Origin of the sequence: Pedomonas mirosovicensis (assembly GCF_022569295.1) — a bacterium.
Taxonomy (GTDB): Bacteria; Pseudomonadota; Alphaproteobacteria; order Sphingomonadales; family Sphingomonadaceae; genus Pedomonas; species Pedomonas mirosovicensis.
The window spans coordinates 287,640-306,910 of record NZ_JAKFIA010000001.1 but is presented as its reverse complement, the minus strand read 5'-3'; the positions used below and the strand labels follow the sequence as shown (position 1 = coordinate 306,910).

At 68.4% G+C, this 19,271-nt stretch carries 15 protein-coding genes, 1 tRNA gene and 1 pseudogene; 10 read left to right on the top strand and 7 right to left on the bottom strand.

Translation table 11 applies throughout. The features are described from left to right. Positions 1-64: 64 nt before the first annotated feature. The gene (locus L0C21_RS01445) at positions 65-1,888 is read left to right on the top strand and encodes a cation:proton antiporter domain-containing protein (protein WP_259276685.1); all 1,824 of its coding nucleotides are present in this window, start codon (positions 65-67) and stop codon (positions 1,886-1,888) included. A 134-nt stretch (positions 1,889-2,022) separates the two neighbouring features. On the opposite strand, the gene L0C21_RS01440 is transcribed toward L0C21_RS01445, so the two are convergent. The 3 genes from L0C21_RS01440 to L0C21_RS01430 form a co-directional block, all read right to left on the bottom strand. Further along, entirely contained in the window at positions 2,023-2,823 is an 801-nt protein-coding gene (locus L0C21_RS01440; protein WP_259276684.1) for a MaoC family dehydratase, read from the bottom strand. Further along, positions 2,820-4,361 carry an acyl-CoA synthetase gene (locus tag L0C21_RS01435; protein WP_259276683.1) on the bottom strand — a complete coding sequence of 514 codons (1,542 nt, stop codon included), beginning with the start codon at positions 4,359-4,361 and terminating at the stop codon, positions 2,820-2,822. Before L0C21_RS01435 ends, L0C21_RS01440 begins: the two co-directional genes overlap by 4 nt. 107 nt (positions 4,362-4,468) lie before the next feature. Beyond that, on the bottom strand, positions 4,469-5,071 hold the full coding sequence (locus L0C21_RS01430) for a TetR/AcrR family transcriptional regulator (RefSeq protein WP_259276682.1): 603 nt from the start codon (positions 5,069-5,071) through the stop codon (positions 4,469-4,471). 207 nt (positions 5,072-5,278) lie between these two features. Between L0C21_RS01430 and L0C21_RS01425 the strand changes: the two genes are divergently transcribed. The 3 genes from L0C21_RS01425 to L0C21_RS01415 all read left to right on the top strand — a co-directional run bounded on the left by L0C21_RS01425 (position 5,279) and on the right by L0C21_RS01415 (position 9,939). Next, positions 5,279-6,154 (top strand): alpha/beta fold hydrolase, encoded by an 876-nt coding sequence (locus L0C21_RS01425; RefSeq protein WP_259276681.1) that lies wholly within the window; start codon positions 5,279-5,281, stop codon positions 6,152-6,154. Then, positions 6,151-8,391, top strand: a complete 2,241-nt coding sequence (locus L0C21_RS01420; RefSeq protein ID WP_259276680.1) for a TonB-dependent receptor — start codon at positions 6,151-6,153, stop codon at positions 8,389-8,391. The genes L0C21_RS01425 and L0C21_RS01420 overlap by 4 nt, the downstream gene beginning before the upstream one ends. Before the next feature lie 237 nt (positions 8,392-8,628). Beyond that, positions 8,629-9,939 carry a spinster family MFS transporter gene (locus L0C21_RS01415; RefSeq protein ID WP_374940212.1) on the top strand — a complete coding sequence of 437 codons (1,311 nt, stop codon included), beginning with the start codon at positions 8,629-8,631 and terminating at the stop codon, positions 9,937-9,939. Positions 9,940-10,141: 202 nt separating this feature from the next. Here the strand turns inward: L0C21_RS01415 and L0C21_RS16790 are convergent, their stop codons facing one another. The 4 genes and pseudogenes from L0C21_RS16790 to tsaD all read right to left on the bottom strand — a co-directional run bounded on the left by L0C21_RS16790 (position 10,142) and on the right by tsaD (position 13,964). Beyond that, on the bottom strand, positions 10,142-10,546 hold the full coding sequence (locus L0C21_RS16790; RefSeq protein WP_374940239.1) for a lipid II flippase MurJ: 405 nt from the start codon (positions 10,544-10,546) through the stop codon (positions 10,142-10,144). Next, positions 10,545-11,660 (bottom strand): annotated as a pseudogene (gene murJ / locus L0C21_RS16785) (murein biosynthesis integral membrane protein MurJ); the annotation flags it as partial. The pseudogene murJ and the gene L0C21_RS16790, both read right to left, overlap by 2 nt. Before the next feature lie 229 nt (positions 11,661-11,889). Further along, positions 11,890-12,885, bottom strand: a complete 996-nt coding sequence (locus L0C21_RS01405) for an NAD(P)H-dependent glycerol-3-phosphate dehydrogenase (protein WP_259276678.1) — start codon at positions 12,883-12,885, stop codon at positions 11,890-11,892. A gap of 26 nt (positions 12,886-12,911) precedes the next feature. Beyond that, positions 12,912-13,964, bottom strand: a complete 1,053-nt coding sequence (gene tsaD, locus L0C21_RS01400) for a tRNA (adenosine(37)-N6)-threonylcarbamoyltransferase complex transferase subunit TsaD (RefSeq protein WP_259276677.1) — start codon at positions 13,962-13,964, stop codon at positions 12,912-12,914. Between the two features lie 56 nt (positions 13,965-14,020). Between tsaD and hemC the strand changes: the two genes are divergently transcribed. The 6 genes from hemC to L0C21_RS01370 all read left to right on the top strand — a co-directional run bounded on the left by hemC (position 14,021) and on the right by L0C21_RS01370 (position 19,153). Then, on the top strand, positions 14,021-14,953 hold the full coding sequence (gene hemC, locus L0C21_RS01395; RefSeq protein WP_259276676.1) for a hydroxymethylbilane synthase: 933 nt from the start codon (positions 14,021-14,023) through the stop codon (positions 14,951-14,953). Between the two features lie 4 nt (positions 14,954-14,957). After that, on the top strand, positions 14,958-15,698 hold the full coding sequence (locus L0C21_RS01390; RefSeq protein ID WP_259276675.1) for a uroporphyrinogen-III synthase: 741 nt from the start codon (positions 14,958-14,960) through the stop codon (positions 15,696-15,698). Beyond that, positions 15,695-16,843, top strand: coding sequence for a COG4223 family protein (locus L0C21_RS01385; protein ID WP_259276674.1), 1,149 nt, complete (start codon positions 15,695-15,697; stop codon positions 16,841-16,843). Before L0C21_RS01390 ends, L0C21_RS01385 begins: the two co-directional genes overlap by 4 nt. Positions 16,844-16,939: 96 nt before the next feature. Further along, positions 16,940-17,015 (top strand) — tRNA-Thr (locus L0C21_RS01380). A gap of 112 nt (positions 17,016-17,127) precedes the next feature. Then, on the top strand, positions 17,128-17,808 hold the full coding sequence (locus L0C21_RS01375) for a flavin reductase family protein (RefSeq protein ID WP_259276673.1): 681 nt from the start codon (positions 17,128-17,130) through the stop codon (positions 17,806-17,808). Between the two features lie 28 nt (positions 17,809-17,836). Beyond that, entirely contained in the window at positions 17,837-19,153 is a 1,317-nt protein-coding gene (locus L0C21_RS01370; protein ID WP_259276672.1) for a metal-dependent hydrolase family protein, read from the top strand. The last annotated feature ends 118 nt before the right edge of the window (positions 19,154-19,271 follow it).

Genomic DNA, 19,271 nt, shown 5'->3' with positions numbered 1-19,271 from the left:
TCAGGATTTGCCGTGTAACATCGGCTCCGGATGGTACTTAGGCTGGTCGCGTGATGGAGCCTCGATGAATGATACGCTGCAACTGCTCAGCCTGAAGGACGCGGCGATCGTGCTGTGCGCGGCGGGGCTGGTCGTGCCGATCTTCTATCGTCTTCGCATCAGCTCGGTGATCGGGTTCATGGCTGTCGGCATGGCGGTCGGGCCGTTCGGCCTCGGCGCGCTGGCGAATGAGGTGCCCTGGCTCGCCCGCATGACCATCACCGGTCACTCCGGCATCCACGGCGTGGCGGAACTGGGCGTCATCCTGCTCCTGTTCATGATCGGGCTGGAGCTGTCGTTCGAGCGGCTGATGACGATGAAGCGGCTCATCTTCGGCATCGGCCTCCTGCAGGTGGCGCTGACGGCGGGCGTGCTCATCGGCATTGCCGCCATGCTCGGCGTGCCGGCCAAGGCGGCGGTGGTGCTGGGGCTGGGCCTGGCGATGTCGTCAACCGCCGTCATCATCCAGGTGCTGTCGGAGAAGCGGCAGATGACCTCCAGCCTGGGGCGCACCGCCTTTGCCGTGCTGCTGTTCCAGGATATCGCGGTGGTGCCGGTGCTGTTCATCGTCGGCCTGCTGGCCTCGGGCGGGGGCGGCGCCGGCGGCGGGGAAGACATGGGCGAGCAGTTCGCCATCGGTATCGTCGAGGCGGCGCTGGCCGTCGCCGCGCTCATCTTTTTGGGGCGAAGGCTGCTGCCCCCGCTGTTCCGCATGGTGGCCGCCACCCGCAGCGCCGACATGTTCATGGCCACTTGCCTGCTGGTGGTGATGGCCGCCAGCCTCATCACCTACCTGGCGGGCCTGTCGCTGGCCATGGGCGCGCTCATCGCCGGGCTGCTGTTGGCCGAAACCGAATACCGCCGCCAGATCGAGGTGACCATCGAGCCGTTCAAGGGCCTGCTCCTCGGCGTCTTCCTCATCTCCATCGGCCTCTCCGCCAACCTCGGCCTTGCCATCCGCGACCCGCTGCTGGTGCTCGGCGGGGTCGTCGGCCTCATCGCTCTCAAGGCCGCCATCGTCGCCGGGCTGGGCTGGCTGTTCCGCATTCCCTGGCACACGGCCCTGCGCGCCGGCCTGATGCTGGGGCCGGGCAGCGAGTTCACCTTCGTCATCCTCAGCCTGGCGCTGGGCTACCGCCTCGTCGAGCCGGAAACCGGCCAATATGCGCTGCTGCTCACCGTGCTCACCATGGCGCTCATTCCCATCCTCGAATGGCTGGGCCGCCTCATCGGCGAAAGCGCCACTGCCCGCAACCCCGCCCTGCCGGAGGAGGCGCAGGTGGCCATACCGCGAGAGGACGGCGCGCCGGTGCTCGTCGCCGGGTTCGGGCGCGTCGGCCAGATGGTCGCCTCCCTCCTCGATGTGCACAAGATCCGCTACATCGCCGTGGACAACGACCCCGAACTGGTGGCCGATCAGCGCCGCCAGGGGCGGCCGGTCTACTATGGCGACATGGCCCACATCGACTTCCTGCGGAATTGCGGCATTGCCACCGCCTCCGGGCTGGTGGTCACCATGGGCCACCCGGCCGCCGTCGAGGTGCTGGTGGGCCTCGCCCGCGCCGAACGGCCGGACCTGCTCATCGTCGCCCGCGCGCAGGACGCCGACCAGGCCGCCAAACTCTACCGCGCAGGCGCAACCGACGCCGTGCCCGAAACCGTCGAAGCCAGCCTGCAACTGGGCGAAACCCTGCTGGCCGAACTGGGCGTGCCCATGGGCCGCGTCATCGCCTCCGTGCACGAACGCCGCGCCGAACTGCGCGGCGCGATCCAGAGCCTCGCACCGGACAAGGATGTGCGAACCCACTCGCGCCGCAGCCCAAGGATCTCCGAGCGCACCCGGCCCTGAGGGTTGTTGGTTGGGGTGTTTTAAGTTTGCAGGGGGTCTTGGGCCCCCTGCACTCCCTTGCGTTTTGCGGGACGCACCCGGTCAAGCCGCCGCTCTCTCTCCGTGGGGCTCTGTGCCGGATGAAGGGCGCGGCTCTACCGCGCGACGTCGCGCACGTAGACCAGCGCGCGCCCTTCAGCGATCAGGCGGTCCTGAGCGTTGTGGCAGCGGGTGGCGAGATCGACGAGGTTTTTCTCCAGCCTGAGGCCGGTGATTTCCACCTGCGCCGTCAGGGGTTCGCCGAGGCGGGCGGGGCGGAGGTGGCGGGTTTCCTGCTTGAGGTAATTGGTGCCAAGGCCCGGCAGCTCCATGCCGAGGAGGGTGGAAAACAGTGCGCCGATGAGCGGCTCGGGCACGGTGCCTGGTGCGGGGGCGTGGCCGCCCAGCGCGGTGTATTCCGCCACGTCGCCGGCAGAGAAGCGGCGGGTGAGGGCGGCGATCATGCCCAGCCTCAGCGGTCCGCAGGGCGCGGGGGTGAGGCGGGCGGCGGTGTCCGGCGCGGGCAGCAGATCGGGCAGCGGATTGAGCCGTGGGGCGGCGGCTTCGGCCAGCGTCATGCGCCCGTCGCAGGTGAGGGTGCCGTCAGCAGCGCGGGTGACATTGAGGCCGAGGGTGGCGTCATCTTCCCTCCACGCCTCGAAGCGCATGGGCTCGTCCGCATAGGTGGGGGCGGAGAAGCGCAGCGCCTGTTCCGCCACGCACCGGCCGGGGGCGAGCTGCCCGGCAAGGCCGCGCAATACGGTCTCCAGCAGCACGCCGTGGGCAACGGTGCGGCCAAAGCGGGTGCGGGCGGCAAAGCCTGCATCCACGTGGATGGGGTTGGCGTCGCCCGAGAGCGCGGCGAAGCGGTCGAAGTCCTGCTGGTTAAAGGTACGCGTCAAACCGAGGCGGGTCACGAGGCCAGCGCCTCCTGCCGCAACAGGTGCTTCTGGATCTTGCCCGCCGCGGTGCGGGGAAAGTCGGGCAGCACGCAGAAGCTTTTCGGCACCTTGTAGGCGGCCAGCCGCTCCCGGCAGAAGGCGGCGAGCTCGGCCTCGCTGGGCGGGGCCGCGCCGGGGCGCAGCAAAAGGAAGGCGCGGCCCGCCTCGCCCCAGCGGGCATCGGGCACGCCGACGACCGCCGCCTCCAGCACTGCCGGGTGCTGCACCAGCACGTTCTCCACCTCGGCCGGGTAGACGTTCTCCCCGCCGGAGATGAACATGTCCTTGATGCGGCCCGTCACGTAGTAATAGCCGTCCGCGTCCTGCCAGCCGAGGTCGCCGGAGCGCAGCCAGCCTTGGGGTGCGAAGGCGCTTGCGGTTTCCGCCGGTTTGCCCCAGTAGCCGGGGGTGATGCCGGGTCCGCGAAACCAGATCTCGCCGCGCTCGCCTTGCGGCACCTCCTGCCCGTCCGCATCCACGATTTTTACCTGACACAGCAGCTGCGGCTTGCCGACCGAGCCCACCTTGGCGGGCGCGTTCTCCGGGTCCATCAGGAAGGCGGTGGGGCCGGTTTCCGTCATCCCCATGCCGTTGCACACCCGCACGCCGCGCGCGAGATAGAGCCGCACCAGCGCGTCCGACAGCGGCGCGCCGCCGCAGCCCCAATGCCGCACGCGGGAGAGGTCGATTTCGTTAAAGCGCGGGTGCAGGCTCAGCTGCTGGTAGACCGAGGGCACGGCGAAGATGGTGTCCAGCCGCCCGTCCGCCAGCAGGTCCACCAGCCGGTCCACGTCGAAGCCGGGCATCACCAGCACCTGCCCGCCGCTCATCAGCACGGGCAGGGTGTAGAGGTTGATGCCCGCCGTGTGGAACAGCGGCAGGAAATTCAGCGTGGTCTCGCCCTGCCGCAGGTCGATGGCCTGGCTGAGGTTCACGTAGTTGGCGAGCGCCATGCCGTAGGTCTGCATCACCGCCTTGGGTGCGCCGGTGGTGCCGGAGGTGTAGATGAGCACCCACACCTCGTCCTGTAGCCACACTTCCCGGCAGATGGCGGGCGGGCAGGCGGCAAGGCGGGCCTCGTAGCCGCCGGGGCCATCGTCATCGAGGGCAAGGGCGGCGATGCCGCCAGCGAGGGCGAGGCTTGGAATGCTGCCCGCCACCGCGCGGGCGGCGGCTTCATCCTCCCGCCCGTAAACGAGGAGCGCGGGCGCGCAGTCCGCCACAAGAATGCCGAGTTCGCGGGGCGGCATCCGCCAGTTCAGCGGCACGAGGATCGCCCCCAGCTTGGCGCAGCCGAACAGAAGCTCGAAGAAGGCGATGCGGTTGCGGCACAGCACGGCCACCCGGTCGCCCCTGGCCACGCCCAGATCCGCCAGCAGGCTGGCCGCACGGGCGGCGCGCTCGTCCAGCCCGGCGTAGGTGACGGAGCGGCCGCTTGCCACGTCCACCAGCGCCGTCCGCCCGCCGCCCAGCGCCGCGCGCTTTGCGGTGATGTCGATCAGATCGAAAGCCACCTTGCGACCCCCGAGCCTCCCCTGCCCAGAGCCCCTTCCTCAGAAGCCTGCCCGCCAATGTGCCGGAAAATCGGGCGAAGGCGAAGGCTTACTTCTCGCCCGCAAGCCTATTGTCCATCCGTGCGGGGGCTGAGACCGAAGTTGATGAGGTCGGCGACGGCCGCCGCGATCTCCGCCGGGCTCTTGTCCTCCGCCCATACGCCGTAGCGCAGCCCCAGAAACACGTTCATGCCGATGAGCGCCCACGCCCGCTCCTCCGCCCGGCCGGGGCGGATCTCGCCGCGCGCTTCGGCAGCCAACAGGTTGCGGCGGTAGGCTTCCTCGAACACCTGATAGTAGTCGCGGTAGGCGTCCTCGGCGACGAACTGGGCCTCCATGACGATGCGGTAGAGGTCCTTGTGCGCGCGCACGAACTCGATGAACGCCTCAAGGCCCCGGCGCTCGGCGGTCAGCCGGTCCGGCGCGTCGCCGATTCGCTCGTTGATGAACTGGCGGGTCAGCTGGCCCATGTGGCTCACCAGCGCCCGGAACACCTCCTCCTTGCTGTCAAAGTAGGTGTAGAAGCTGCCCAGCGCCGCGCCCGCGCGCTGGGTGATGCCGTTGATGCTGGCATCGTGAAAGCCGCGCTCGCCGAACTCGGCGGCGGCGGCGTCCAGCAGGCGGCGCAGGGTGCGCCGTCCGCGCTCGGTTCTGGGAGCCTTGTCTTGCATGGCCGCACTGTGACGCGCCTTGGCGTTCGCCGCAAGCCCCGAAGTTGAATGTTGACTCATGTTTCAAAACGCGAAATGATTGCACCAGCAAAACGCCAGACCGGCCGCACGCGGGGCTAACCCGGCGGCGCCGCGCCCGACAACGAAAAAATCCAATGAAAAAACGGCGGGCACGTCTGGCGGCGACAGGGGAGGGAGTGCGGCAGCGTGCCCGAATTGGCGAACGCAACTGGCGGCAGGCTCGTCTTTGACGACGAGGGCGCGGGGCGTCCGCTGCTGCTGGTGCACGGCTGGGCGACGCACGCCGGGTTCTTCGCGCCCCAGCGGCAGGCGCTGGCGCGGGAGTTCCGCGTCATCAGCCTCGATCTTGCCGGGCACGGCCGCTCCAACGCGCCGGACGCGCCGCTCACGCTCGATCATCTGGCGGGGGACATTCTCGCCCTGTGCCGCCACCTCGCGCTGGAGAATGCGGTGGCCGTCGGCTGGTCCATGGGCGCGATGGCGGTGTGGGCGGCGCTGCTGGCGGGGGCCGGGGCGCACATCACCGGCCATGTGGTGGTGGACATGTCCCCGCGCATCCTGAGCGGGCCGGGCTGGGCGCTGGGCATGAAAAACAGCCCGGCCGCACGCACGGAAAAGGCCATGCGCGCGGGCTGGCCGGGCCTTGCCCCGCGCATCGCCCGCCGCCTGTTCGCCCACGGTCTGGAGGCCGAGCGCCGCCCCTTGCGCCAGTGGGCGGAAGCGGAAATCGCCGCCGCCGACGGCGCGGTGATGGCGAGCCTGTGGGCCTCCATGCTGGCGCAGGATTTCCGGGGGGCGCTGCCGGGCATGGCAACGCCCACGCTCATCGCCCACGGCGCGCTCAGCCAGCTCTACGCGCCCGAAACCGCAGCCTTTCTCGCGGCCAGCCTGCCACGGGCCGGGTTGCACGGCTTCAGCCGCTCCGGCCATGCGCCGCATCTGGAAGAGCCGGATGCCTTCAACCGCATGGTGGCGGACTTCGCCCGGCAGGGCACCGGGCGGGCGGCAACCGCAACCTCAGCACAAAGCCAAAACAAGAGGATCAAGGGGAGGACGTTATGACCATCAACACAAGGCAGACCCTCAAGGGCCTGCTGCTGGCCGGGGCGGCGAGCGCCACCCTTTCCGCAGCGCCCGCCATGGCGCAGGCGCAGGCACCGGCGCCGGAGACCGCATCCACCCAGTCGGCCGAGCTGTCCGACATCGTGGTGACCGCCCGCCGCCGGTCGGAGTCCTTGCAGGACGTGCCGGTCGCCGTCTCGGCGTTCAGCTCGGAGGATCTGGAAATGCGCGGCGCGGCGGACCTGACCACGCTGCAATACAGCGCGCCCAACATGACCATGCAGGTGGCGCGCGGCTCCAACTCCACGCTCATCGCCTTCATTCGCGGCGTCGGCCAGCAGGACCCGCTGTGGGGCTTCGAGCCCGGCGTCGGCCTCTACGTGGATGATGTTTACATCGCCCGGCCGCAGGGCGCGGTGCTGGATATCTTCGATATCGAGCGCATCGAGGTGCTGCGCGGCCCGCAGGGCACGCTCTATGGCCGCAACACCATCGGCGGCGCGGTGAAATACGTCACCAAGCGCCTCGGCAATGAGCCCAACTTCAAGGCCCGCGCCGCCTACGGCACCTACGACCAGAAGGAACTGGTGATCTCCGGCGACGCGCCGATCAACGATATCATCTCCATCGGCGGCGCCTTCGCGGTCTACAAGCGCGACGGCTACGGCAAGAACCTGTTCACGGGCGCGGAGCACTACAACAAGGACGTGGTGGCGGGCCGCCTCAGCCTTGAGATCACTCCGTCGGACAACCTGTTCATCCGCATCGCCGCCGACCGCACGGACGACGACTCCAACCCGCGCCACGGCCACCGCGAGGTGAGCGGCGCAACGCCGGACTCGCAGGTGATCGACGACGTGTACGACACCCGCGCCGGCATCGGCGACAAGAACGAGGTCATCACCCAGGGCGTCTCCATGCTCGCCGAGTGGACCGTCAGCGACGCCGTCACCCTCAAGTCCATCACCGCCTACCGCGAAGGCGAGAGCGACACGGATATCGACTTCGACAACACCCCCGCGCCGACGCTGGACATCCCCGCCTTCTACAAGGACGACCAGTTCACGCAGGAACTTCAGCTGCTCTACACCGGCGACCGGCTGCAGGCCGTGGCGGGCCTCTACTTCATGGACGGCACGGCCTCTGGCGCGTTCGATACCGTGCTGGGCGGCGCGGGACTGACCACGCTCACCGCAGGCAGCGTCGACACCAAGAGCTACGCGGCCTTCGCCGATGTGAGCTACGACATTACCGACAGGCTCGCGCTGTCGGTGGGCGGCCGCTTCACCCGCGACGAGAAGGAAGGCACGGTGTTCCGCGCCAACTACCTCGGCATCCGCTCGCCCGAGTTCGGCAACCCGGATGCGATCTTCCTCCAGCAGCGCACGGACTATACCCGCGAGCGGGCCTTCGAGGAGTTCACCCCGCGCCTCGGCCTGAACTACGACTTCAACGACGACGTGATGGGCTATGTCTCCTACAGCCGGGGCTTCAAGTCGGGCGGGTTCGACATGCGCGGCGATGCCGTCTCCACCCCGCACACCGTCAACGGCTATGATCCGGAAATCGTGGACAGCTACGAGGCGGGCCTCAAGGGCAGCTTCCTCGATCGCCGCCTGTCGCTGAACTTCGCGGCGTTCTACTCCGACTACAAGGGCCAGCAGGTGACGACCCAGGTTCCGGTTCCCGGCGGCACCACCATCGCCAGCTTCGTCGACAACGTGGGCTCGTCCCGCATCTGGGGCCTCGAACTGGAAGGCCGCGCGGTCTTCACCGACGCCTTCTCGGCCGCCTTCGCGCTCGGCTACACCGACGCCAAGTTCAAGGAGTTCCTGTTCTACGACCTCGCCTCCGGCCAGTTCGTCGACGTCTCCGACACCCGCGTGTTCCAGAACACGCCCAAGTGGAACGGCAACCTCACGCTCACCTACACCCGCGATCTGGCGAACGGCAGCAACATCACCCTCACCCAGTCCACCGCCTATCGCAGCGCCTACCACATGTTCGAGGCGGCCGACCCCAACCTCGACCAGAAGAAGTTCGCGCTCATCGACCTCAGCCTGGTGTGGACCTCCGCCAGCGACCGCTGGCAGGTGGGCGTGCATGGCAAGAACCTCACCGACAAACAATATCGCATCGGCGGCTACAACTTCCCCGGCGCGCTGTTCAACGACTCCATCATCGCCTTCTACGGCCCGCCGCGTACCGTGACGGGTACGGTGGAATACCGGTTCTAATGGTTTGTTCGGGAAATTTCGCAGGAGGGACTTGTCCCTCCTGCACCTCCCTTTCTTCTATCGGGACGTGCGTGTGATAAAGGTCGCGTCCCTTTGAAGAGACGTTCAGAAGGCTCGCGCGCAAACAGAGGCGCGGCCCGAAAAACGAAAGGGAGTGCAGAGGGTCCGCGACCCTCTGCAAAATAAAACCAAAAGCGAGTAGTGGCTTCGGTGCCAGCACGAGAAAGCAGGATGCCCATGGAACAGACAGCGCGTGCCGCACCTCATGCGGCCTCGGGGGAGGGCGGCGTGCCCTCGCGGGGGTATCGCGTGTTCGTGCTGGCCATGTTGATCGTGGTGTACACGTTCAACTTCATCGACCGGCAGATCATCGGCATTCTGGCCGGGCCGATCAAGGCGGAGCTGGCGCTGACGGACACGCAGCTGGGCCTCATGGGCGGGCTGGCGTTTGCGCTGTTTTACACGGCGCTCGGCATTCCGATCGCGTGGGTGGCGGACCGCACCAGCCGCACGTGGATCATGACGATCGCGCTGACGCTGTGGAGCGGGTTCACGGCGCTGTGCGGCTTTGCCCAATCGTTCTGGCAGTTGTTTTTGTGCCGGCTCGGCGTGGGCGTGGGCGAGGCGGGGGGCGTTGCGCCGTCCTACTCGCTGATTTCGGATTACTTCCCGCCGCACGAGCGGGCGCGGGCGCTGGGGGTTTACTCCTTCGGTATTCCGGTGGGCTCGGCGCTCGGCATTTTTCTGGGCGGCTACATTGCCAGCGCGATCGACTGGCGCACGGCGTTTCTGGCCGTCGGCCTCGTGGGCGTGGTGCTCGCGCCCATCTTCCGCCTCGTGGTCAGGGAGCCGAAGCGCGGCGGGTTCGATGCCGCGCCCAGAACGGCGGCCGAGGCGAAGCAGCCCGGCTTTGGCGAGGCGCTGCGGATTCTCGGCAAGAAGCCCAGCTTCTGGGCGCTGTCGTTCGGGGCGGCCAGCTGCTCCATCATGGGCTATGGCCTGTTCTTCTGGCTGCCCAGCTTCTTCCAGCGCACGTACGGCCTGCCGCTGGTGGATGTGTCCCTGTTCTTCGGCTCCATCGTGCTGGTGGGCGGGCTCATCGGCATCTGGGTCGGCTCGTGGCTGGGGGACCGGCAGGGCACGGCGGACCCCGGCGCTTACGCCCGCATTCCCGCCATCGCCTTCGTGCTGGCCGCGCCCTGCTATGCGGCGGGAGTCATGTCCTCGTGGCTGCCGCTCACCTTCGTGCTGTTCCTGGTGCCGCAGGCGCTGGGGCTGACGTGGCTGGGGCCCATCATCACCGCCGTGCAGCATCTGGTGGCGCCCAACATGCGGACCACGGCTTCGGCCATCTTCCTGTTCATCAACAACCTTATTGGCATCGGCTTCGGCACGCTGTTCCTTGGCGCGCTGTCGGACATCCTGAACGCCCGCTTCGGGGAGGATAGCCTGCGCTATGCCATTCTCACCGGCCTCCTGTTCTATCTGGTGAGCGCCGGGCTGTTCTGGTTCGCAAGCAAGCGGCTGGCGCGGGACTGGCACCGCTAATTCCACCGATTGTTCCCGAAACGGGATATCAGTGGTCGTGGGATGGGCCCTACCAGTTCGTTACGGACATGCCATCTTAATCCCTGTGAGAGCCGCGAGGCGGCCAACAGGAGGAGATGTGTCATGATCCGCAAACTGGCTTTCGGTGTAGGACGGCTGATTGGGCGCGGCGGCCCGGCCATTCGCAGCGAGGCGGAACTGGTCAGGCTGCGCGTCGCCGGGCTTTGAGGCCGAGCCAGACCACGCCGCCGTAAACCGCGCCGCCCGCCACGGCCATGATGGCGAGCATCGCTTCCGCCCGGAAGGCGGGCAGGTGCAGCATCAGGCGGGGCAGCCACGTGTTGCCTGCCCACAGCACGAGGCCAAGGCCGAGCGCGGCGAGCGCAACGATGCCGGCGCTGCGCTTGAACCGGGCATCCAGTGCGAAGTAGCCCTTGCGGCGAGCAAGGAAAATCACCAGCCCCACGTTGATCCACGCGCCGACGGACGTGGCCAGCGCCAGCCCCACCTGCGCCAGCGGTCCCATCAGCGCCACCTTCAGCGCCACGTTGGCGGCAATGCCGGTGAGCGAGGCATAGAGGGGCGTTTTGGTGTCCCCCCCGCGCATAGAAGCTGGCGACCGCGCTGCGGATGAGCACGAACGCCACCAGCCCCACCGCATAGGCCGCCAGCGTGCCGCCCGCGGCGGCGGCGGCCATGGCATCGAATTTTCCGCGCTGGAACAAGGCGGTCATGATGAGGTCGGGGATCATCAGGAAGGCGACGACGCACGGCGCGGCCAAGAGCAGCGTGAACTCCATCGCCCGGTTCTGCGCGGCCCGTGCGCCCGCCTCGTCCCCTTCCGCCAGCTTCTTCGACATCTGCGGCAGCACCACCGTGCCCGCCGCGATGCCGATGACGCCGATGGGCAGCTGGTTGATGCGGTCCGCATAGTAGAGCGCCGCCAGCGCACCGTCCGACAGGAAGCTGGCGATGATGGTGTCCGCGAACATCGCCACCTGCACGCCCATGGAGCCGATGACCGCAGGCCCCAGCGCGCGGAAGAAGCGGCGCGTGTCCTCGTCCAGCCGGGGGCGGGCAAGGCGCGGGCCGACGCCCGCTCGTCTGGCCGCCCACCACACCAGCAAGAACTGGGCAAGGCCCGAGGCCAGCACGCCCCACGCCGCCGCATGGCCCACCGTGGGGAACCAGCGCCACGCGAGCAACCCTGCGATCATGCACAGGTTCATCAGCACCGGCGCGGCCGCCGCCGCCGCGAACTTCTCCACCGCGTTGAGGCTGCCCGAAAGCAGCGTCATGCACGAAATCAGGAGCAGGGACGGAAACGTGATCCGCGTCAGCTCCCCGGCCAGCGCGAATTTCGCCGGGTCATCCACAAAGCCGGGGGCCAAGAGGGTAATCAGCCACGGCGTTGCAATCAGCGCCGCCCCCAGCAGCAGGCCTTGCGCCACCAGCTGCCAGCCGAACACCGAATCCGCAAACCTGCGCGCCGCCTCCGCCCCCTCCTGCGCCCGCACGCGCGCATAGGCAGGCACATAGGCCGTCGTTACCGCCCCTTCGGCGAAAATCGCGCGGAAATGGTTGGGCAGGCGAAACGCCACCAGAAACGCATCGGCAACGGGGCCCGCACCCAGCACCGCCGCCATGATGATGTCCCGCACAAAACCGGCGATACGGCTCACCATCGTCCAGCTTGCAACCCGGCTGATCTGCTTGCGCATACGCGGCTGTGCTTTCCCTGCCTTTGTTTATCGTGGGGGTCTTAACCCCCACACCCCCATTCGTTTATCGGGCCCCGCCCTTCATGCCGGGCGGGGCCCTATGAAATCCGAATTAAACGACCGCGTTTCCATCATGCACTGGAAACGCGGCCTGGAAAACGAAAGGGAGTGCAGAGGAGCCTATAGTTTGTGCGCCTCCGCGCACGGGGCCCTCTGCAAGAAAGAAAAATCACTCCGCCCGGAAGGGCCGGTTGAGCAGCGCGCCGATCACTTCGTCCACGTTGGCGTCGTGATAGAGCAGCTGCACGACGGCATCGGTGATGGGCATTTCAACGCCCAGCTTTTGCGCGGCGTCCTGCAGCACGGGGGCGGTGTAGGCGCCTTCGGCGACGGTTTTGCGTTCGGCGAGGATGTCCTGCATCCGGCGGCCCTGACCGATGGCTTGCCCGAGGCTCATGTTGCGGGATTGGGTGGAGGAGCAGGTGAGGATGAGGTCGCCGAGCCCGCACAGGCCGGAGAGGGTTTCGGCGTTTGCGCCCTTGGCGGCACCGAAGCGCAGCATTTCGGCAAAGCCGCGGGTGATAAGGGCGGCGCGGGCGTTTTCGCCCAGCTGGCGGCCTTCGGCGATGCCGCAGGCGATGGCGAGCACGTTTTTGACCGCGCCGCCCACTTCCGCGCCGATGAGGTCCGGCGACCAGTAGGGGCGGAAGGTGGGCAGGCCGATGGCGTCGGTGAGCAGGGTGCCGAGGTCTTCGTCCTCGCAGGCGAGCGTGATGGCGGTGGGCAGGCCGCGGGCGACTTCGGCAGCAAAAGTGGGCCCCGAAAGCACGGCGAGCGGGTGCTCGCCCGCCACGGCGTTGCACACTTCAGTCATCAGGAGGCCGGTGCCCTGTTCGATGCCCTTGGAGCAGAGCACGAGCGGGGCGGTCTTTGGCAGGAGGCCGCCGAGCTGGGCGAGCGTTGCGCGTAGGAACTGAGCAGGGGTGACGAGGAACAGCGCGTCCACCTGCGCCAGATCGGCAAGCGTGTTGGTGGCGCGGATGGCGGGCTCCAGCGCCACGCCCTTCAGGAAGGCGGTGTTTTCGTGGGCGGTGTTGATGGCTCCGACAACCTCCGGCTCGCGCGCCCAGAGGATCACGTTGCGCCCGGCCTTGGCGGCCACCTGCGCCAGCGCCGTGCCCCACGCGCCCGCGCCCACAATGCCGATGGTCTCGATCGCCGTCATGCCTGCTCCCGTGGTTTGTTGTGGTTCTATGCCTTGACGCCCGCGCCCGGCGCCTTGGGGGCGGACTGGTCCAGCGGCCAGCGCGCCCGTGCGGGCACATCGAGGCTGTCGGTCAGCCCCAGTTGCAAGCGCTCCAGCCCCGCCCAGGCGATCATGGCCGCGTTGTCGGTGCAGAGCCAGTGCGGCGGGGCAATGAACGGCAGGCCGCGCGAAGCCGCAAGCTCCGTCAGCGCGGTGCGGATGGCGGTGTTGGCGGCAACGCCCCCGCCCACCACAAGTGCCGTCACCTGCGGAGCCAGCGCCAGCGCCTTTTTCGTGCGGTCGATGATGCAGTCTACAACGGCCGCCTGGAAGGAAGCGGCAAGGTCCGCCTTGTCCTGCTCGGTCGGCTCGCCCAGCTTTTCGACTTCGCGCAGCACGGCGGTCTTGAGGCCGGCGAAGGAGAAGTGCGGCTCGGCGGTGCCCTTCAGCGGCCGGGGCAGGGGGAAGCGTTGGGCATCGCCCGCCTTTGCCGTGCGCTCTACCGCAGGGCCGCCGGGAAAGCCCAGCTTCAGGAGCTTTGCTACCTTGTCGAAGGCCTCGCCCGCCGCGTCGTCGATGGTGGTGCCCAGCCGCCGGTAGTCGCCGATGCCGCGCACTTCCAAGAGCTGGCAGTGCCCGCCCGAGACCAGCAGCAGCATGTAGGGGAAGTCCACATCCGCGACCAGGCGGGGGGAGAGGGCGTGGCCTTCCAGATGGTTGACGGCGATGAGCGGCTTGCCCGCCGCCAGCGCCAGCGCCTTGCCGGTGACGAGGCCCACCATCACCCCGCCGATGAGCCCCGGCCCGGCGGTAGCGGCGATGGCGTCCACGTCGGCGAGCGTCAGCCCGGCGTCGTCGAGGGCCTGCTGGACCAGCGGGGCCAGCTTGTCCGCATGGGCGCGGGCGGCGATCTCGGGCACCACGCCGCCGTAGGGACGGTGCTCCTCCTCCTGACCCGCGACGCGATTGGCCAGAATCGCGCGGTCGAGACGCACGATCGCAGCCGCCGTTTCGTCGCAGCTTGATTCGAGCCCCAGAACTGTCAACTCACGCGCCATTTCAATCACTGCCGGACATCGTCTATATACCGGCGCACGCTTAACAGAGGTGTTCGGTGACCCCCAAGTCTAAACTCGTGATTGGAACGCGTGGCAGCCCGCTGGCGCTGGCTCAGGCCCACATGGTGCAGGCAGGCGTGGCGCAGCATCTCGGCTGGCCGGTGGAGGCGATCGAGGTCGCCATCTTCAAGACCAGCGGCGATCGCATTCAGGACAAGCCTCTCTCGGAATTCGGCGGAAAAGGCTTGTTCACCAAGGAGTTGGACGAAGCGTTGCTGGACGGGCGCATCGATCTTGCCGTTCATTCCATGAAGGACGTGCCGACCCGCCTGCCGGGGGAGATGGTCCTCGCCGCCATCCTGCCGCGCGAGGACGTGCGGGACCGGCTGATCGCCCCCAGCGCGAAAAGCGTGGACGATCTGCCGCACGGCGCGCGAATCGGCACCTCGTCCTTGAGGCGCGGCGCGCAGATGAAGCTGCTGCGGCCGGATTTCGTCATTGTGCCGTTCCGGGGCAACGTGCAGACGCGCCTCGACAAGCTGGCGCGCGGCGAGGCGGACGCGACCTTGCTGGCTGCCGCCGGGCTGCGGCGGCTGGATATGGACCACGTGGGCGCGGCCATTCCCACCGAGCAGATGCTACCGGCCCCGGCGCAGGCGGCGATCGGCGTCACCGTGCGGACGGAGGATGACTTCACCCGCAACGCGGTCGGCGCGCTCAACCATGCGGACACCGCCCTTGCGGTGGCGGCGGAGCGGGCGTTCCTCGCCCGGCTGGACGGCTCCTGCCGCACGCCCATCGCTGCGCTGGCGACGCTGGAGGCGGATGGCGCGGTGCTGCTGCGCGGGCAGATCCTGAGCCCCGATGGCGCGCACCATGTGGAGGGCCAGTCTCGCGGGCGGCCGGAAGAAGCCGCCGCCATGGCGACCGACCTTGCCGAGGCGCTGATCGGGCAGGGCGGCCTGGCCATCAAGGCGCTGTTCGGATAAGCACATGGCGCGGGTTCTCGTCACCCGTCCGCGCGTCGATGCGGAACGTCTGGCGGCCCGGCTGGAAGCGGCGGGGCACGAGGCGATCGTCTCCCCGCTGCTCGACGTGGAGCCGGTGGCGTGGGACCTGCCGGAGGCTGCTTACGACGCGGTGCTGTTCACCAGCCGTCAGGCTCCGCCCGCTGTTGCGGGGCGGGCGGCGGCACTGGCGCGTGTGCCCGTGTTTCCCATCGGTCCCGGCACCCATGCGGCCTGTGTGGACGCGGGCTTTGGGGACGTTCGCCCCCATGCGGAGGGGGACTTGGATGGGATTCTCGCCAGCCTTATCGCCAGCGGTGCGCGCACCGTGCTGTGGCTGAGCGGCGAGCAGGTGAGCCGCGACCCCGCGCCCGTTCTGGCGCAACACGGCATTTCGGTTCTTCGTCGCATTGTCTACCGCGCGCAGCTTGCCGGGCGTTTCACGCCCGAGGCCGAGGCGGCGCTGGCGGCCAACCGCATCGATTGGGCGTTGCTGCTATCGCCCCGCACGGCGACGCGGTTCGTTGAGCTTTATGATGCCGTGCAGGGGGCTGACCCAGCCTCGTTGAGCCTGGGCTGCATCAGCGACCAGGTGGCGGCGCGGGTGGCGGGGAAACCGTGGCGCGCTGTTGCCGTTGCCGAACAGCCCACCGAGGCCAGCCTCTTGGCGGCTACCCTGGCTTTGTGCCACAAACAGGCCTTACCCGACCCGGAGGGGGAAAGATGAGCGAAAACAACGGCACCACCAAGGCTTCCGCCACGGGCGGCCCAGAGACTGCCCGCACCGGCGCCGGGGATGCCTGGACGTCCGCCCGCGCCGAGGCGATCCGCCGTCAGAGCATGAGCGACCAGCCCCGCCGTGGCGGCAGCGGCTGGCCGTGGGCCATCACCGGCATCGCCATCGCCTTCGCGGCGGGTTTGCTCGCCAATCCGTGGTTCGAGGCCGAGGTGCGCTCGCACCTGCCTGAGCCGCTGCGCCGCTTCGGCACGGCGGAGACAGGGAGCGCGACCGGCGCCTCCGGCGAGCAGCTGGCCCGGCTTGAGGCGCGGTTGGCGGCGCTGGAATCCCGCCCGGCGGGCGCATCGGCCGACCTGCAACCGCTTTACGATCGCCTCGCCCAGCTTGAGGCGCGCCCAGGTGCGCTTCCAGCGGAAGGCGCAGCCCCGGCTGTTCCCGCCGATGCGAGCCTGTCCCAGCGCGTCGCCAATCTGGAGGCGCGGCTGGCAACGCTCGACCAGACCGTCACCACCGCCAGCGCGCAGGCGCAAACCCTTCAGAATGCCCACGCCCAGCTGGACAGCCGCCTGACCCAGTTCACGGCGGAAACCAAGGCGCAGCTGGACAGCCTTCAGGCCCAGGGCACGCAGGCCCGCACGCTGGTGCTGGTGGCGGCGATTCGCCGGGCGCTGGACAACGGCCAGCCCATCGGCGGAGCGGTTGGCATCCTCTCTCAGTCGCTGGGCAGCGACAATGCCAACGTTACCGCGCTTCAGGCGGTGGCCGAGGGCGCGCCCACCCTCCGGCAGCTGCGCCAGCGCCTCGCCAGCCAGAAGCCGACCCTGCTGGCCAGGGCGGCCCCGGCGGCCAGCACCGGCCCGTGGTATGAGCGGATTGGCGAGAGCCTGAAATCGCTGGTGCAGGTGCGCCGGGCGGACCAGCCTGCGGCGGCGGTGCCGGGCGATGTTGCTTCTCAGCTGGACACCATGGATCGCCGCCTGGCGCAGGGTGACCTGTCCGGCGCGTTGGCGGTCAGCGAAGCCCTGCCGCAGGCGGTGCGTGGCCAGATGGAGCCGCTGCTGCGCGATATGCGCGCTCTGGTTGCGGCCCGTCAGGCGCTCAGCCGCATCGAGGCGGCGGCGCTGGCGGGCTGATGGGCTGACGGTACAGCGCGGGTATTTGGCGGCGGATGCGCGTTGCCGCTTGTCAACCTTGCGCGGGGTTGATAAGGGAGCGCAAATCCGCTGCGGGCCGATGTAGCTCAGCTGGTAGAGCAACGCATTCGTAATGCGTGGGTCGGGGGTTCGAGTCCCTCCATCGGCACCATCGCTTTCAAAAAAGCCACCCATTGGGGTGGCTTTTTTGTTGTCTCCATGCCGGAAAACCGCCGCCTGCTCGGGCGTTACCCCGCTTGTTCCGTCTCAGGCGAGGGTGGGCCATGACGAAGGCGAAGCAGCCGTTTCCCGTGAGCGAGGTGCGCCGGTATCTGGAGCCGGGGCCGATCGTGCTGGTCTCCTCCCGCTGGCAGGGGCGGGACAACATCATGACCATGGGCTGGCACACGGTGCTGGAGTTCACCCCCTCGCTGGTGGGCTGCATGATCTCCAGCGGCAACCACAGCTTCCAGATGATCCGCAACAGCCGGCAGTGCGTCATCAACCTGCCGACGACCGCGCTCACCGACACGGTGGTCGGCATCGGCAACTGCTCGGGCTCCAGCACCGACAAGTTCGCCGCGTTCAGCCTCACGCCCGAGGAGGCGGAAGAGGTGGACGCCCCGCTCATCCGCGAATGCCACGCCAGCTTCGAGTGCCGCCTGCACGACGACGCCATGGTTGATCGCTACAACTTCTTCATCTTCGAGGTGGTGAAGGCCCACGTCGCCCCCCTCCCCCAAGATGCCCGAGACCCTGCACTACATGGGCGATGGCCAGTTCATGGTCTCCGGCAAGACCATCAGCCGCAAATCGCAGTTCCTGCCGGACCGGCTGTAAGGCGGCGGATGCCAGGGCCTCGCCTTCGCGCACGGGGCCCATCCTGCAAAAAGAAAACAAGCCAGTGGCAGTTGTACTTCGCCTGCCTCTTGCGTCGCGGCGCGGGAGGGTGCAGCCTCGCTTAATTCATATCTTTCGGGGGAAAGAACGAACATGGGGAAGCTTCCTCTCTTTGCAACCGCGCTGGTTGCAACGGCGGCTTTGTTGCCGCAGGTCGCGCAGGCGGAGGTCACGCTGGTGCGCGCCGGGCGGGTGATCGTCGATGCGAACAAGCCCGCGCTGGGGCCGTCCACCATCGCCGTGCGCGATGGACGCATCGTCAAGGTCGCGAGCGGCAATCCGGATGTGCGGGCGCTGGTGCCCGATTTGAAGCCGGACGAGCCGGTGAAGGAAATCGACCTGTCGTCCAAGACCGTGCTGCCGGGCCTGATCGACGCGCACGTGCACCTTTCGGGCGATCCGGGCACGCCGTGGTGGAAGGAGGCCGTGAACAGCGATGAATACGCCACGGCCGTCGGCACCAAGAACGCGCTCGTCACCGTGCGCGCCGGGTTCACCACCGTGCGGGACCTGGGCTCGGGCAAGAACGTGGGCTTCGCCCTGCGCGACGCCGTGCGCGACGGGGTGATCGTCGGCCCGCGCATTCTCTCCTCCGGCCCGGCTATTTCCATCATCGGCGGCCATGGTGACGTGAGCGGGTTCCGCCGCGAGGTGGTGGAGGCCCTGTCGGCCGGCAACACCTGCACCGGCGCGGTGCAGTGCGCGGCCCGCGTGCGCGAGGCTTCCCGCGCCGGGGCGGATGTCATCAAGATCACCGCGACGGGCGGCGTGCTCTCGCAGCAGGCGCGCGGCCTTGGCCAGCACTTCACCAATGAGGAGCTTGAGGCCATCATGGACACGGCCCACAGCCTCGGCCTCAAGGTCGCGGCCCATGCCCATGGCGCCAAGGGCATCGAGACCGCCGCGCGGGCGGGTGTCGATTCCATCGAGCATGGCACCTTCGTCGATGACGCCGGCCTCAAGGTGATGAAGGAGAAGGGCACCTACATGGTGCCGACGCTGATGGCCTTCACCGGCATTTCCGAGCGGCTGGGCAAGGGCGTCTACACCCCGCAGGTGGAAGAGAAGATCCGCCAGACGCTGAAGGTGCGCGGCAAGCAGATCGCGGCGGCCAAGCACGAGGGCGTTCCCATTGCCTTCGGCACCGATTCCGCCGTCTATGAGCACGGCCGCAACGGCGAGGAGTTCGGCCTGATGGTGCAATACGGCGGGCTTACCCCGCGCGAGGCCCTGGCCAGCGCCACCACCTCGGCGGCGAAGTTGCTGGGGCTAGAGAGCGAAATCGGCACGCTGGAGCCCGGCAAGTCGGCTGATATCATCGCGGTGGATGGCGACCCGCTCACCAACGTTCGGGTGCTGGAGAAGGTGCAGTTCGTCATGGCCTCTGGCCGTGTCGTGCCGATGCAGTAAATCATCGGTTCATCGCGGCATGGCGGCAGTTCGGCGCACGGCGCCGGCGGTTCATCGCGGGAGAATTGCTCCGGCAAGGGGCTGGCCGCCATGTCGCGATTTATATTCGCGCAGCGCC